Origin of the sequence: Streptomyces paludis (assembly GCF_003344965.1) — a bacterium.
Classification (GTDB): Bacteria; Actinomycetota; Actinomycetes; order Streptomycetales; family Streptomycetaceae; genus Streptomyces; species Streptomyces paludis.
In genome coordinates, this window is the sequence record NZ_CP031194.1 from 3,501,846 (window position 1) to 3,516,067 (window position 14,222).

At 70.0% G+C, this 14,222-nt stretch carries 14 protein-coding genes and 1 pseudogene; 9 read left to right on the forward strand and 6 right to left on the reverse strand.

What is annotated here, in order from left to right:
- The first annotated feature begins 69 nt into the window (after nt 1-69).
- Both DVK44_RS15370 and DVK44_RS15375 read left to right on the forward strand, forming a co-directional pair.
- A pseudogene (locus DVK44_RS15370) lies at nt 70-949 on the forward strand (GNAT family N-acetyltransferase).
- A gap of 94 nt (nt 950-1,043) precedes the next feature.
- Complete coding sequence (locus tag DVK44_RS15375) at nt 1,044-1,496, forward strand: GNAT family N-acetyltransferase (protein WP_114660189.1); 453 nt, start codon at nt 1,044-1,046, stop codon at nt 1,494-1,496.
- Between the two features lie 86 nt (nt 1,497-1,582).
- Here DVK44_RS15375 and DVK44_RS15380 read toward each other — a convergent pair whose 3' ends face one another.
- Entirely contained in the window at nt 1,583-2,965 is a 1,383-nt protein-coding gene (locus tag DVK44_RS15380) for a serine hydrolase domain-containing protein (protein ID WP_114660190.1), read from the reverse strand.
- A 287-nt stretch (nt 2,966-3,252) separates the two neighbouring features.
- On the opposite strand from DVK44_RS15380, the gene DVK44_RS15385 reads away from it, so the two are divergent.
- The 5 genes from DVK44_RS15385 to DVK44_RS15405 all read left to right on the forward strand — a co-directional run bounded on the left by DVK44_RS15385 (nt 3,253) and on the right by DVK44_RS15405 (nt 8,352).
- Entirely contained in the window at nt 3,253-3,696 is a 444-nt protein-coding gene (locus DVK44_RS15385) for a hypothetical protein (RefSeq protein WP_162793839.1), read from the forward strand.
- A complete protein-coding gene (locus DVK44_RS15390; protein WP_114660192.1) occupies nt 3,693-5,327 on the forward strand; it encodes a multicopper oxidase family protein in 1,635 nt (544 codons plus the stop codon). The genes DVK44_RS15385 and DVK44_RS15390 overlap by 4 nt, the downstream gene beginning before the upstream one ends.
- Before the next feature lie 84 nt (nt 5,328-5,411).
- Nucleotides 5,412-5,957: a TetR/AcrR family transcriptional regulator gene (locus DVK44_RS15395; protein WP_114660193.1), complete on the forward strand. Its 546-nt coding sequence runs from the start codon at nt 5,412-5,414 to the stop codon at nt 5,955-5,957.
- 126 nt (nt 5,958-6,083) lie between these two features.
- On the forward strand, nt 6,084-7,634 hold the full coding sequence (locus DVK44_RS15400; protein ID WP_114660194.1) for an MFS transporter: 1,551 nt from the start codon (nt 6,084-6,086) through the stop codon (nt 7,632-7,634).
- A 151-nt stretch (nt 7,635-7,785) separates the two neighbouring features.
- The gene (locus DVK44_RS15405) at nt 7,786-8,352 is read left to right on the forward strand and encodes a dihydrofolate reductase family protein (RefSeq protein WP_114660195.1); all 567 of its coding nucleotides are present in this window, start codon (nt 7,786-7,788) and stop codon (nt 8,350-8,352) included.
- 72 nt (nt 8,353-8,424) lie between these two features.
- On the opposite strand, the gene dnaB is transcribed toward DVK44_RS15405, so the two are convergent.
- Complete coding sequence (gene dnaB, locus DVK44_RS15410) at nt 8,425-9,906, reverse strand: replicative DNA helicase (protein WP_114660196.1); 1,482 nt, start codon at nt 9,904-9,906, stop codon at nt 8,425-8,427.
- 423 nt (nt 9,907-10,329) lie between these two features.
- Here dnaB and DVK44_RS15420 point away from each other — a divergent pair, with 423 nt between their 5' ends.
- Nucleotides 10,330-11,667: an MATE family efflux transporter gene (locus DVK44_RS15420; RefSeq protein ID WP_114660198.1), complete on the forward strand. Its 1,338-nt coding sequence runs from the start codon at nt 10,330-10,332 to the stop codon at nt 11,665-11,667.
- 153 nt (nt 11,668-11,820) lie between these two features.
- Here the strand turns inward: DVK44_RS15420 and rplI are convergent, their stop codons facing one another.
- From rplI to rpsF, 4 genes are all read right to left on the reverse strand, one after another.
- Nucleotides 11,821-12,267 (reverse strand): 50S ribosomal protein L9, encoded by a 447-nt coding sequence (gene rplI, locus DVK44_RS15425; RefSeq protein WP_114660199.1) that lies wholly within the window; start codon nt 12,265-12,267, stop codon nt 11,821-11,823.
- A gap of 18 nt (nt 12,268-12,285) precedes the next feature.
- A complete protein-coding gene (gene rpsR / locus DVK44_RS15430) occupies nt 12,286-12,522 on the reverse strand; it encodes a 30S ribosomal protein S18 (RefSeq protein ID WP_003967857.1) in 237 nt (78 codons plus the stop codon).
- 43 nt (nt 12,523-12,565) lie between these two features.
- On the reverse strand, nt 12,566-13,168 hold the full coding sequence (locus DVK44_RS15435) for a single-stranded DNA-binding protein (RefSeq protein WP_114660200.1): 603 nt from the start codon (nt 13,166-13,168) through the stop codon (nt 12,566-12,568).
- 74 nt (nt 13,169-13,242) lie between these two features.
- On the reverse strand, nt 13,243-13,533 hold the full coding sequence (rpsF, locus tag DVK44_RS15440) for a 30S ribosomal protein S6 (protein ID WP_006604399.1): 291 nt from the start codon (nt 13,531-13,533) through the stop codon (nt 13,243-13,245).
- 276 nt (nt 13,534-13,809) lie between these two features.
- On the opposite strand from rpsF, the gene DVK44_RS15445 reads away from it, so the two are divergent.
- Nucleotides 13,810-14,124, forward strand: a complete 315-nt coding sequence (locus DVK44_RS15445) for a hypothetical protein (RefSeq protein WP_114660201.1) — start codon at nt 13,810-13,812, stop codon at nt 14,122-14,124.
- Nucleotides 14,125-14,222: the final 98 nt, after the last annotated feature.

Here is a 14,222-nt window from a genome sequence, read left to right on the forward strand (position 1 = left end):
TCACGTGAAACATCCCGTTTCCTGTAAAGCGGTGGACGCGCCCGCTCCCACTCCGACAGCCTGGCCACCATGTCGACCATGCTCTCCACGCTGCCCATCCGCCCTCTGACGATGGGCGACCTCACCGCCTGTGCGGACTTGGCCGAAGATCGCGGCTGGGCCCGCGAGGAACACAAATGGAGCCTGCTGCTCACCGCGGGCACCGGCTACGGGATCAGCGATCCCGATGATGCCGACGGCAGGCGTCTGGCCGCCACCTGTGTGGTCACCCCCTACGGCACCCAACTGGCCAGCATCGGGATGATGCTTGTCGCGGGACACCACACCAGGAAGGGGCTCGGCCGACGGTTGATGACCCATGTCCTGCACGAAGCGGGTGACACCCCGCTGATGCTCCCTCCACGCCACCCCGTACGGCCGGCCGCTCTATGAGCAGCTGGGCTTCAAAAACGTCGGCGAGGTGGCCACAATGGCCGGACTCTTCCGCCCCTCGGCCACCGGCACAGACGCCGGCCCCCTCACCGGTACCCGCGCCGCGACCGCCGGTGATCTGCCCGCCGTCATCGGCCTGGACACCGAGGCGGTCGGAATCGACCGCACCTCCATGATCGCCCGGCTGCCCGCCTTCGCCGACCGGCTCAGCGTCATGGAGGAGGACGCCGTCCTCTCCGGATACGCGGCGTCCTGGCCGACCCCCGCGGCGGATGTCATCGGCCCGCTGATCGCCCGCGACACGCGGACAGCGCAGGCCCTGGTCACCTCAATCGTCCCCGGCCCGGACCGGCCGGTCCGCATCCACATCGATGTGCGTCACCAGGAGCTGCTGAGCTGGGTCAAGGAACACGGCCTCGAAGAGGTCACCCGGACCACCGTGATGGTCCATGGAATCCCCGACCTCCCGGGCGACCGCGCCCGGCACTTCGCACCACTGAACATGGCAACGGGCTGACATCCGCCGAGGAGCCGGCGGAGGCCGGGACGGCCGGGGCTGCCAGGGCTGCCGGGGCTGCTGACGGTCGCCCGCTCCGGCATAGGCTCGGCCCATGAGCGACGCGCAGATACGGCCCGCGGGCCAGGACGACATCCCGGCCATCGTGGCCATGCTCGCGGACGACCCCCTGGGCGCGGAGCGCGAGTCCCCCGGCGACCTCGCCCCGTACACCACGGCCTATCGGCGGCTGGCCGACGATCCCCACCAGCACCTCGTCGTCGCCGTACGCGACAGCCGGGTGGTCGGTACGCTCCAGCTCACCGTCATCCCCGGACTCTCCCGGCGCGGCGCCACGCGCGCGGTCATCGAAGCCGTGCGCGTCCACGCGGACGAGCGGGGCAGCGGGCTCGGCACCCAGCTCATCGAGTGGGCGGTCGAGGAAGCACGGCGCCAGGGCTGCGGACTTGTCCAGCTCACCTCCGACGCCACCCGCACCGACGCGCATCGCTTCTACGAGCGGCTGGGCTTCACCGCCTCCCACGTCGGCTTCAAGCTGAGCATCTGAGGGCGCGCCCCTCGTCGCTGCCGCCCGTCGCCCGGTGTCGGTCCGGGCCGCCCGCACCCCGTTTCACGTGAAACATCACCCGCGCCTCACTCCGGCAGACCGCGCCAGCCGTCCTCGTCGACCCCGCCGGGAACCGCCCCACCCGGTTCGTACGGCTCGCGGGTGAAGACGAACGACGCGAGATCGAGATGGCTCACCGCACCGTCCGGCCGCCGCACCACCCGCAGCGTCTCGCCCGCGTAGTAACCGTCGAGCCCCACCCAGGTGCCGTCCGGAAGCGCGGTGAAGCGTGAGCCGCGTCCGCCACCTCGCAGCGGATACAGCTCCAGCCCCCGGTCCGCCACCAGCTTCAGCCCAACGGCGGACGTACCCCAGTACCACGGCCCCGTCAGGGACAGCAGCTCCTGGTCGACCTCGGGCAGCGGCCGCCATGGCTCGGGAATCCGGGGCTCGGCCTCGGCCACGATGCCGATGAGGTCGGCGGCCACCGCGCTGATGTGCGGCCCGGACGTGGCATTGGCGAGCGCCACCGCGGCCACTCCGTCCGCCACGCTGACCCAGAGGGAGGCGACAAAGCCCGGCAGTGAGCCCGTATGACCGGCCAGCGACCGCCCTTCCCGTCGCGTCAACTGCATCCCGAGCCCATAGCCGCCGTCCACGTCATCCCCCTCCGGCGGCACGGCCGGGGTCCGCAGCTCCGCCACGGACGCGGCGCTCAGCACCCTCTCGTCGCCCCCGCCGAGGAACATCGCGAAGCGGCAGAGATCCGCCGCCGTCGACCAGAGCTGCCCCGCCGGCGCCATCAGCCCCAGATCCTCCATCGGCTCGGGAAGCACCACATCGGCCCACGGATGCACGGCCCAGCCGCGCGCGTACGGAGCGACGGGCTGTGGCCCCGTACGTTCCATGGAGAGCGGCGTGAGGATCTCGCACCGCAGCGCCTCCTCCCACGAAGTGCCGCGCACCGCCTCGACCAGCGAACCGAGCAGGGTGTAGCCGGTGTTCGAGTAGTGGTGCCGCCGTCCTGCGGGATGCACCACGGGCCGCTCACCGAGAACGTCCGCGAGCCCCGGGCGCACCGTGCCGGGCGTACGTTCCCACCACGGGGCCGGTGACTCGGCACCCAACCCCGCGGTGTGGGAGAGAAGCTGAGCGATCGTCGCCTCCCCCGCACCGGTGCCGGGCAGATGCTTCTCCAGGGGGTCGCCGAGATCGAGCAGCCCCTCGTCACGCAGCCGCAGCACCAGAACGGCGGTGAACACCTTGGTGATCGACCCCACCCGGTACTGCGTCTCCGCGTCCGGCGCCCGCCCGTCCACACCACCGCGCGAGCCGGTCCACACCATCCGCCCCTCGCGCGCCACCGCCCCCACCAACGACGGCGCACGCCCCTCGGTCTGCGCGAGGGCGATGCGATGCGTCAGGGCCCGTCGAGTAGCGGGCAGCAGTTCTTCACAGGGTGAGGTCATGCACCACATCTACCGGTGACACCTCACCGGGGTCGAGCCCATTTCACCGAGCCGAGCCGAGCCCAGCTCAGTTCAGCCGAGCCAGTGCGCGCCGCCCTCCGGCGCCCCCTCACCCGTAACTATACCTTCTGGATGGTACAGTTTCCATGTTCTGGACGCCCGCTCGCGGTCCCGCGCGACGCCCTGCGCCCCGCCCCGCCGCCCCGCGCCCCGTGCTGTCAGCCCCCGTTACACGGCGACACCGCCCGGCCGACCCGGCACATCTCGACAACCACTGGAGGATGCGCATGCCGCCCACGAGTAACCCCGCCGTTCCCTGGACGACATGGGCCCTGCGGGTGACCGCCGCGCTCTTTCTGTTCATGACCCTCGCTCAGGGCCTGCTGGCCGGGCTCTTCGTGACCGGCGACGCCGGGCTGCTGACCGTGCACAGCGCCGTCGGGGGAACCCTGTCCGTGGTGGCGGCGGTCCAGGTGATCGCCGCTGTCCTGGACCGCCGCGGGCGTGCCCGCGCGGGGCAGCCGGCCGGCCGCCGGCTGATCGTGCTCTCCGTACTCGCCCTGGTGATGACGGTCGGACAGATCGGCCTGGGCATGGCCCGCGTGGTCGCCCCGCACATGTTCATCGGGGTCACGACCGCGGCCGTCGCCATGCTGGCACTGCTGCTCGTCCTGACCGAGAACCGGTGGATCCCGGTCCAGGTCAGCGGCCTCGCGCAGGAGGTCCGATGAACGGGACGCGCCGACTGAGCCGGAGAGGGTTCCTCGCCGTCACCGGCGGCATGACCGTGGCGGCGGCGGGCGGCGGCACCCTCGCCGCGACCGCATCCGGCGGCCGGGAGGTCTCCGGAGGCCGGCTGGCCGGCCGGGCGGAGCTGCCGCGCCCCTTCACCGTGCCGCTGCCGGTCCCCACCGTCGCGCGGCCCGTCCGTACGACCGGCGGCGTGGACCGGTACGAGGTGACGCAGCGCGTCGCCGATGTCGAGATCCTGCCCGGACTGCGCACCCCTGTCTGGGGATACGACGGCCTGTTCCCCGGCCCCACCTTCGTCGGCCGCTCCGGACGCAAGGTCCTGGTGACGGTCCGCAACGAGCTTCCGGTGCCGACCTCCACCCATCTGCACGGCGGCGTCACACCCCCCGACTCGGACGGCTACCCCACGGACATCGTGATCCCCGAAGGCTGGCGGCACGACCCGCACGGCCAGGGCGGACCCGGCGGACCCGGCGGACCCGATGGGCACGGCGGTCAGGACAGCCAGGGCGGGCACGGCGGTATGAAGATGTCACCGGACGCCTGGACCATCTCCCGGCAGACCAAGCGGTACGACTATCCCCTCGACCAGGAAGCGGCCACGCTCTGGTACCACGACCACCGCATGGACTTCAGCGCCCCGCAGGTCTGGCGCGGTCTGGCCGGCTTCTTCCTGGTCAGGGACGCCGTGGAGGAGAACCTTCCGCTGCCCTCGGGAGACCGGGACATTCCTCTGATGATCTGCGACCGGGCCTTCGAGGAGGACGGCTCCTTCCGCTACCCGGCCCTCGACCCGTCCCTGACCGGCCGGCCCGGTGTCGAGGACGCCTACACACAGGGCGTGATGGGCGACGTCACGCTGGTCAACGGCGCGCCCTGGCCCGAGCTGGAGGTGGACGCCGTCCGCTACCGGCTACGGCTCCTCAACGCCTCCAACGCCCGCCGCTACCGGCTGCGCCTGGAACCGGGCGCGCCGATGACCCAGGTGGCCGGCGACTGCGGCCTGCTGCCGAGGCCCCAGCGGCTGGACACCGTCACGCTCGCTCCCGCCGAACGCGCCGAGATGGTGATCGACTTCAAGCAGTGGAAGCCGGGCGACACCGTCACACTCGTCAACACGCTGGAGGACGGCGCGATGCGGAACGTCCTTCGGTTCCGGGTGGCCCGCCGGGCCAAGGACCCCTCCCATCTGCCCACCCGGCTGAGAGACCTCAGGCCGCTGAGCGCGTCGGACGCCGTGGCCACCCGCCGCTTCGACTTCCGTATGACCGCCACCGACGGCGGCCACGCCTGGACGATCAACGGACACCCCTTCGACACCGAGCGGTATCTGGCCTCACCCCGGCTGGGAACGGTCGAACGGTGGCGTTTCACCAGCGACTTCCATCACCCTGTCCACCTCCACCTCGCGCATTTCCAGGTGGAGGCCCGCAACGGCCGTCCGCCGGCCGCCCATGAAGGCGGCTGGAAGGACACCGTCGACGTACGGCCGTACGAGACGGTCGACGTGCTGGCCCGTTTCCATGGGTACCGCGGCCGGTACATGCTCCACTGCCACAACCTGGAACACGAGGACATGGCGATGATGGCCAACTTCCGCGTGGTCTGACCAGCGGAAACAGGCCCGGGACACGAGGGACCGGAGGACGCGCACGACCCAATAACTATACCTTCCAGATGGTATAGTTATGCCATGCGACCCAGTAACAGGAACCAGATCCTCGATGCCGCGATCCGCGTGGTGGAACGCGACGGCATCACCAGCCTGACCCTGGAATCGGCGGCCGAGGAGGCCGGCGTGACCAAGGGCGGACTGATGTACCACTTCCGCACCCGTGACGACCTGCTGCTGGCGATCCAGCGGCATCTCACCGCCGCCTGGGAGGAGCGGCTCGCCGACGAGCTGGGCAAGCCGCTCTCCGAGGCGTCGAGCAGGGAGACCGTCGGCGCGTACACCCGGATGGGCAGCCAAGGGGGAAGCAGCAAGGCGGACCTCGCCTTCATGGTCGAGTCCGTCAGCCAGCCCGAGCTGGCGCACGTATGGAACCAGATGATGAGCCGCTGGAGCCCGTCGCCGAGTTCGACGGAACGGGACCAGATCGACCTGCTCCTGGCACGGCTGGCCGCTGACGGGCTGTGGCTGTACGAGGCCACCAGCGCGGCCCCGCTGCCCGAACCGGTCAAGCAGGCGCTGCGGGAGCGCCTGGCCGAGCTGACGGCCCCCTCCGACGATGCCTGAGCCGGCGGCCGGTCGTACGGTCCCGGCGGCCGGTCGTACGGGGGCGGAGGCCGCGCTACCCCCGTACCGCCACACGCGGACAACTTGACGAAGCTGACGAACCGACGAAGGACAAGGTGGATTTCCATGAGCGGCGGCGCGCAACGCTGGTGGCTGCTGGCGACCGTATCGGCCGGCCTGCTGATGATCACCGTGGACATGTCGGTGCTCTACACCGCCCTGCCCACCCTCACCCACGACCTGGGCGCGGACGCCTCCCAGAAGCTGTGGATCATCAACGCCTATCCGCTGGTGATGGCCGGGCTCCTGCTCGGCGCCGGCACCCTCGGCGACCGCGTCGGCCACAAGCGGATGTTCCTGGCCGGACTCGCCGTCTTCGGCCTCGCCTCCGGCGCCGCGGCCTTCGCACCGTCGGCCGCCACCCTGATCGCGGCCCGCGCCCTCCTCGCCGTGGGCGCCGCCGCCATGATGCCCGCCACCCTGTCGCTGGTGCGCACCACCTTCCATGACGAGCGCGAACGCAATATCGCCATGGGGATCTGGGGCACGATGTCCGTCGTCGGCGCCGCTCTCGGGCCCGTACTCGGCGGCCTGCTCCTGAGCCACTTCTGGTGGGGCTCGGTCTTCCTGGTCAATGTGCCCGTGGTCGTCGTCGCGCTGGCGGCCGGCGCCGTACTCGCCCCCAGCGCCTCCGGCCGCTCCGACCGCCCCTGGGACGTGATCGCCTCCCTTCAGATCATGGCCGGTCTGGTGGGTCTCGTGTACGCCGTCAAGGAGATCACCAAGCCCGGCCCGGACCTCCTCCACCTCATCCTGGCGCTGCTCGTCTCCGCCCTCGGATTCACCTTGTTCGTACGCCGGCAGCGCCGCCAGGAGCACCCGCTGCTGGACTTCGCCCTGCTGCGCCATCCGCGGATCCTGTCGGGCATCGTCGCCGCCGCGCTGGCCATGTTCGCCACCGCCGGTATCCAGCTGATCCTGACCCAGCGGCTCCAGCTGGTCCTGGACCTGACGCCCCTGCACGCGGGGCTGCTGGTGGCCGCGTTCGCCATCGGCTGTCTGCCCGCCGGCGTCATCGCGGGCGGAATCGCCCATCGCACCGGCCCCCGCCCCCTCATCGTCGGCGGTCTCCTGGCCGGCACCGCCGGAGTGCTGCTCATCGTGCTCCTCACTCCCGGCGTGGCGCCCTTTCTCCGTATCCATCCCGCCCACGAGGCATGGATCGTCCCGGGCCTCGTGGTGGCCGGTGCGGGCATCGGCCTGGCCATGACAGCCGCCTCCACGACGATCATGAGCAACGCCCCCGTCGAGCGGGCCGGAATGGCCTCCTCCGTGGAAGAGGTCTCCTACGAACTCGGCAGCCTCTCCGGCGTCGCGCTCCTCGGCAGCGCCCTCACCTCCGTCTACACCGCCACCGTCCACCTCCCCGCGGGCGTGCCCGCCGCAGCCGAGGACAGCCTCGACCAGGCCCGGGTCACCGCCGCCGAACTGCCCGCTCCCCAGGCCGACAGCCTGCTGGCCGCCGCGCACACGGCCTTCGACAACGGCTACACGCTGACCTTGCTCATCGCGGCCGCCGCCCTGGCCGCGGGCGCCGCCTTCACCGCCACCCGCCTCTCCCGCCCCACCCCCGACCCGGTCGCCGGGGCGAACCCGCAGCCGGAGACCGTGGCGTAATCCCCCGGCTCCCGCCTCCGGAGCCACCGACGGCCTGCGGTCCCGTACGTACACCGAAGGGTGCGGCCCGCCGGTCGACCACACCGTTCGGTGTACGACGGGACGCCCTCATCGGGACGACGCGGCGCACCTTCCGGCCGTAGGCTGAGTCATGCGGAAACTCATCTACGGCATGAACCTGACCCTGGACGGCTACATCGCCGCGGCCGGCGACGACATCGGCTGGAGCGGACCGCCGAGCCACGAGCTGTTCCAGTGGTGGCTCGACCACGAGCGGGCGAGCGGCCTGTCGCTGTACGGGCGCAAGCTGTGGGAGGCGATGAGCTCCTACTGGCCGACCGGCGACCAGCAGCCGGGCGCCACCCCGGCGGAGATCGCGTTCGCGCGGACCTGGCGGGACACGCCGAAGGTGGTGTTCTCCTCGACGATCGACGAGGTCGACTGGAACACCCGCCTGGTCACCGGCGACGCGCTCGCCGAAATCACCCGTCTCAAGGCCGGGGACGGCGCCCCGATGAGCATCGGCGGCGCGACACTCGCCGGAGCGGCCATGCGCGCCGGACTGATCGACGAGTACGTGATCGCCACCCACCCGGTCCTGGTCGGCAGCGGCACACCGTTCTTCACCGCACTGGACAGCTGGGTGAACCTGAACCTCCTGGAGACCCGGACGCTCCCCGGCGGCGTGGTCCTGACCAGATACGAGACTAAACACTGAGCCACGGCATCCACACGCCGGTCTCACCGGCATCAGCCGCGAGGCCCTCCGCACGGTCCCCACGGCCGGACATCAGGTCTGCGCCATGTCCACGAAGCGCGAGTAGTGGCCCTGGAACGCGACCGTGATCGTGGCCGTGGGGCCGTTACGGTGCTTGGCGACGATGAGGTCCGCCTCGCCGGCGCGGGGGGATTCCTTTTCGTAGGCGTCCTCGCGGTGCAGCAGGATCACCATGTCCGCGTCCTGCTCGATGGAGCCGGATTCACGCAGGTCGGAGACCATCGGCTTCTTGTCCGTGCGCTGCTCGGGGCCACGGTTCAGCTGGGAGAGGGCGATGACCGGCAGTTCCAGTTCCTTCGCCAGGAGCTTGAGGTTTCGGGACATGTCCGAGACCTCCTGCTGGCGGTTCTCGGCGCGTTTCGAGCCGCCGGACTGCATGAGTTGCAGATAGTCGATGACCACGAGTTTGATGTCGTTCCGCTGCTTGAGGCGGCGGCACTTCGCGCGGATCTCCATCATCGAGAGGTTCGGGGAGTCGTCGATGTACAGGGGCGCCTGCGAGACATCGGGCATCCGGCGGGCCAGCCGGGTCCAGTCCTCGTCCGTCATCGTGCCGGAGCGCATGTGGTGCAGCGCCACCCGCGCCTCGGCCGAGAGCAGGCGCATCGCGATCTCGTTGCGCCCCATTTCCAGCGAGAAGATCACGCTGGGCAGATTGTTCTTGATGGACGCGGCCCGGGCGAAGTCCAGCGCGAGCGTCGACTTGCCCATCGCGGGACGGGCCGCGATGACGATCATCTGGCCGGGGTGGAGGCCGTTGGTGAGGGAGTCGAAGTCGGTGAACCCGGTCGGCACACCGGTCATCTCGCCGTTGCGCGAGCCGATCGCCTCGATCTCGTCGAGCGCGCCCTCCATGATGTCGCCCAGCGGCAGATAGTCCTCGCTGGTCCGCTGCTCGGTGACGGCGTAGATCTCGGCCTGGGCGGAGTTGACGATCTCGTCGACGTCCCCGTCGGCGGCGTATCCCATCTGCGTGATCTTCGTACCGGCCTCGACGAGCCGCCGGAGCACCGCCCGTTCGTGCACGATCTCCGCGTAGTACGACGCGTTGGCCGCGGTGGGGACCGACTGGACGAGGGTGTGGAGGTACGAGGGGCCGCCGACGCGGGAGATCTCGCCGCGCTTGGTCAGCTCGGCGGCCACCGTGATCGGGTCGGCCGGCTCGCCCTTGGCGTACAGGTCGAGGATCGCCTGGAAGACCGTCTCGTGCGCGGGCCGGTAGAAGTCATGGCCCTTGATGATCTCCACGACATCGGCGATCGCGTCCTTGGAGAGCAGCATGCCGCCGAGGACGGACTGCTCGGCGTCGAGATCCTGCGGGGGGACCCGCTCGAAGCCCTGGGACCCGCCGCCGTCCCAGGAGCCGCCGTCGCCGCCCCGGTCGCGCTCGTCCCCCCTGCCCCGGCCCTCGCCTCTGCGCTGCCGGGAGACCGGCAGCCGGTCGCTGGGACCGGCGTCGGTCCAGGGGTCGTCCAATGGCTCGGGGATGCTCACCGGCCACCTCCTCACGTCCGCTCAGCGGACCCTCGCCGTGCCACTCTTTGTACGGCACGACACTGACAAAACGAGAGGTCTGACTCCGGTTCCGGCGCGTCGGACGCCGGTCCACGGTAGGCCCGCGAGCGACGTCAGCCAATCTTGTTATCCACAGGCCATGTGGACGAAGGACGAGATGCTGTGGAGAACTCCCGAGAACCTGTGCACGGACCGGGGGACGGCACTGTGGACAAAGTCATATCAACCTCAGCGCAACCCTTCTGAGCTGGGCTTTTTTCATCCACCGGCTGTGGGGAAGAAAAACTTTCCCGACTGGACCAAGATCAGAACAAACGGTCCGCCCCACTGGCCCCGCCACGGCGTCGAGTAAGGATCAGTAAGGGATTGTGTCTCTTACCTGTGGAAGATTAGATTGAGTGCATGACACAGGCTCCCGCGCCCTCCCGGCAGGACCGCCGCCGGCATGACCGCGAGATCGTCGCGCTCGCCGTCCCCGCCTTCGGCGCCCTTGTCGCCGAGCCCCTCTTCGTCCTGGTCGACAGCGCGATCGTCGGCCATCTCGGCACCCCTCAGCTCGCCGGGCTGGCGGTGGCCGCCGCCCTGCTGACCACCGCCGTGAGCATCTTCGTCTTTCTCGCCTACGCCACCACCGCGGCGGTCGCCCGGCGCGTCGGCGCGGGTGATCCGAAGGCGGCGATCCGGCAGGGCATGGACGGAATCTGGCTGGCCATGCTGCTCGGCGCCGGGGTCGTCGCCGTGACACTGCCCGCCGCGCCCTGGCTGATCGGCCTCTTCGGAGCATCGGACACCGCGACCCCGTACGCGATCACCTATCTGCGGATCTCCAGCTTCGGTATCCCCGCCATGCTCGTCGTGCTCGCCGCGACCGGGGTGCTGCGCGGCCTCCAGGACACCCGGACCCCGCTGTACGTCGCCATCGGCGGCTTCGGCGCCAACGCCGTGCTCAATGCCGTCCTGGTCTACGGGGCCGGGTTCGGTATCGCGGGCTCCGCCTGGGGCACGGTGATCGCCCAGTGCGCGATGGCCGCCGTCTATCTCGTGGTTGTCGTACGAGGAGCGCGGCGGCATGGCGCTTCCCTGCGCCCGGACGCCGCCGGGATACGGGCGAGCGCCCAGGCCGGCGCGCCCCTGCTGATCCGTACGCTCTCGCTGCGGGCGGTGCTGCTGATCGCCACCGCGGTCGCCGCCCGGCTCGGGGACACGGAGATCGCCGCCCATCAGATCGTGCTGTCCCTGTGGAGTCTCACGGCCTTCGCGCTCGACGCCATCGCCATAGCCGGGCAGGCCCTCATAGGCCGCTGCCTCGGCGCGGGGGACACCGCGGGCGCCCGGGAGATCTGCCGCCGTATGGTCCAGTGGGGCATCGCGTCCGGAGTGCTGCTCGGCGCGCTGATCGTGCTGACGCGCCCGCTCTTCATCCCACTGTTCACGGGCGACCCGGCGGTACGCGACACCCTGCTGCCCGCGCTGATCGTGGTGGCCGTGACCCAGCCGGTGGCCGGGATCGTCTTCGTCTGGGACGGAGTGCTGATGGGCGCGGGAGACGGCCCGTATCTCGCCCGGGCCATGCTGGTGACGCTGGCCGTGTTCGCCCCGGTCGCGCTGCTCGTTCCCCGCCTCGGCGGCGGACTGACGGCCCTCTGGTGGACCATGGGGCTGATGATGGCGGTCCGCCTGCTGACGCTCTGGCTGCGCACACGATCCGGACGCTGGCTGGTGACGGGAGCGACCCGCTGATCCGGTCGGGATTTTCCAGCCGGGACATTCGGAGGGTTTCACGTGAAACATCCGCCTTGGATGGTTTCACGTGAAACCAGCCTCCGTGAACAGAGTGAGAGGGCCGCATCCCGGTGGGATGCGGCCCTCTCCATGCTCTGCCGAGCGCAGCGGTTACGCGGCGATGACCTCGATGCCGAGCTTCGCGGCGACCTCGGGGTGCAGACGCACGGACACCTGGTGCGAGCCCAGGGTCTTGATCGGCGAGCCCAGCTCGATACGGCGCTTGTCGACGTCCGGGCCACCGGCGGACTTGATCGCCGAAGCGAGGTCAGCCGGGGTGACGGAGCCGAAGAGGCGGCCGGCGTCGCCGGAGCGAACGGCCAGACGCACCTTCACGCCTTCGAGGCGGGCCTTGATCTCGTTGGCCTGCTCGATGGTCGCGATCTCGTGGATCTTACGGGCGCGGCGGATCTGCGCCACGTCCTTCTCGCCGCCCTTGGTCCAGCGGATCGCAAAACCGCGCGGGACCAGGTAGTTGCGAGCGTAGCCGTCCTTGACGTCCACGACATCGCCGGCGGCACCGAGGCCGGAGACCTCGTGGGTGAGGATGATCTTCATGATTCGGTCACCCTTCCCTTATCGCGCGGTGGACGTGTAGGGCAGCAGCGCCATCTCACGGCTGTTCTTGACGGCCGTGGCGACGTCACGCTGGTGCTGCGTGCAGTTGCCGGTGACGCGGCGGGCACGGATCTTGCCGCGGTCGGAAATGAACTTCCGCAGCATGTTCGTGTCCTTGTAGTCCACGTACTGGGTCTTGTCCTTGCAGAATGCGCAGACCTTCTTCTTAGGCTTGCGCACAGGCGGCTTCGCCATGGTGTTTCTCCTGTGTGATCAAGAAGTGGGGTGCGAGCCCGCCCTAGAAGGGCGGCTCGTCCGAGTAGCCGCCGCCGGAGCTTCCGCCCCAGCCGCCGCCTCCGCTGCCACCGCTCTGCGGCTGCTGACCGCCGCCGGCCGGCGCACTGGTCGCCCACGGGTCGTCGGCGGGAGCACCGCCGCCGCCCTGCTGGCCACCGCCGCCGGAGCCACCGCCCCAGCTGCCGCCGCCCTGCTGGCCGCCGCCGCCGTAGCCACCCTGGCCACCCTGACCACCGCGGCCGGTGGTCTTGGTGACCTTGGCCGTGGCGCTCTTGAGACTGGGACCGACCTCTTCGACGTCCAGCTCGTAGACCGTGCGCTTGACGCCCTCACGGTCCTCGTAGGACCGCTGCTTCAGCCGGCCCTGCACGACGACGCGCATGCCTCGCTGGAGCGACTCCGCGACGTTCTCCGCCGCCTGACGCCAGACCGAGCAGGTGAGGAAGAGGCCCTCACCGTCCTTCCACTCATTGGTCTGCCTGTCGAAGATGCGGGGAGTGGACGCGACACGGAACTTCGCGACCGCCGCACCGGACGGGGTGAAGCGCAGCTCGGGGTCGTCGACGAGATTGCCGACGACCGTGATCACGGTCTCGCCTGCCATGGGTGAACCTCTCGGCGGGGATTGCTTCTGGCTGCTTGCTGCTACTCGGACCCGATGACCTCTGAGCTAGACGCTCAGTGGGTCTCGGGGCGGAGGACCTTGGTCCGGAGGACCGACTCGTTCAGGTTCATCTGTCGGTCGAGCTCCTTGACGACCGCAGGCTCGGCCTGAAGGTCGATGACCGAGTAGATGCCCTCGGGCTTCTTCTTGATCTCGTAAGAGAGACGACGACGGCCCCAGGTGTCGACCTTCTCGACCTTTCCGTTGCCCTCACGGACGACGGAGAGGAAGTTCTCGATCAGCGGGGAGACAGCGCGCTCCTCGAGATCGGGGTCGAGGATGACCATCACCTCGTAGTGACGCATGTGGAACCCACCTCCTTTGGACTCAGCGGCCACGGTCGTTCCGTGGCAGGAGGGTCGTGATGCGTAGCAACGGTATCCGCGGCCACTGACAATCCGGCTCGGAGTACGAGGGATCGCTACTGGCCTGGGCAGACACCGGTGCAGACGGTACAGACTACCCGCACACCGGCTTCCGGTTGAAATCCGGCTGCCCTTGGCCGCAATCTGTACACATCGGGTGTGCGCGGTGCCACGAGGCGCCGCCGCCGGCAGGCCCACAGGGCCAGGAGGTGCCTCATGGCACAGGCAATGCGACCGAACTCCTCCAACTCTCTCCTCGCCACCGACGGGAAACCCCATCCCCTCCAGGACACCCTGGTGGCGGTCACGCTCACGCTGGGTCTTCTCGCCTTCGTCTCCGCGTTCTTCCGGGATCTGCATCTGCTGAGCTCGTGGGCGGGGCTCGTCGGGATCCTGACCGGCGCGTACGGCCAGTTCATCTCCGTGACCACCCGGGAACGGTTCCTGACGATCATCGGGCTGGGGGCCGCGGCCGTCGGCTTCTTCCTCGGTATGGCCCACGGCGGTCTCTTCGGCGGGGTCATCGGGTAACGGCGGCGCCCGTACGAGCCGTCCACTCCGCCCCGGGGCCAAACGGGGCGCTCCCTCCGGCGCAGTAGGCTTCGGCGCGAGAGCCGGAGCCCCTGTAT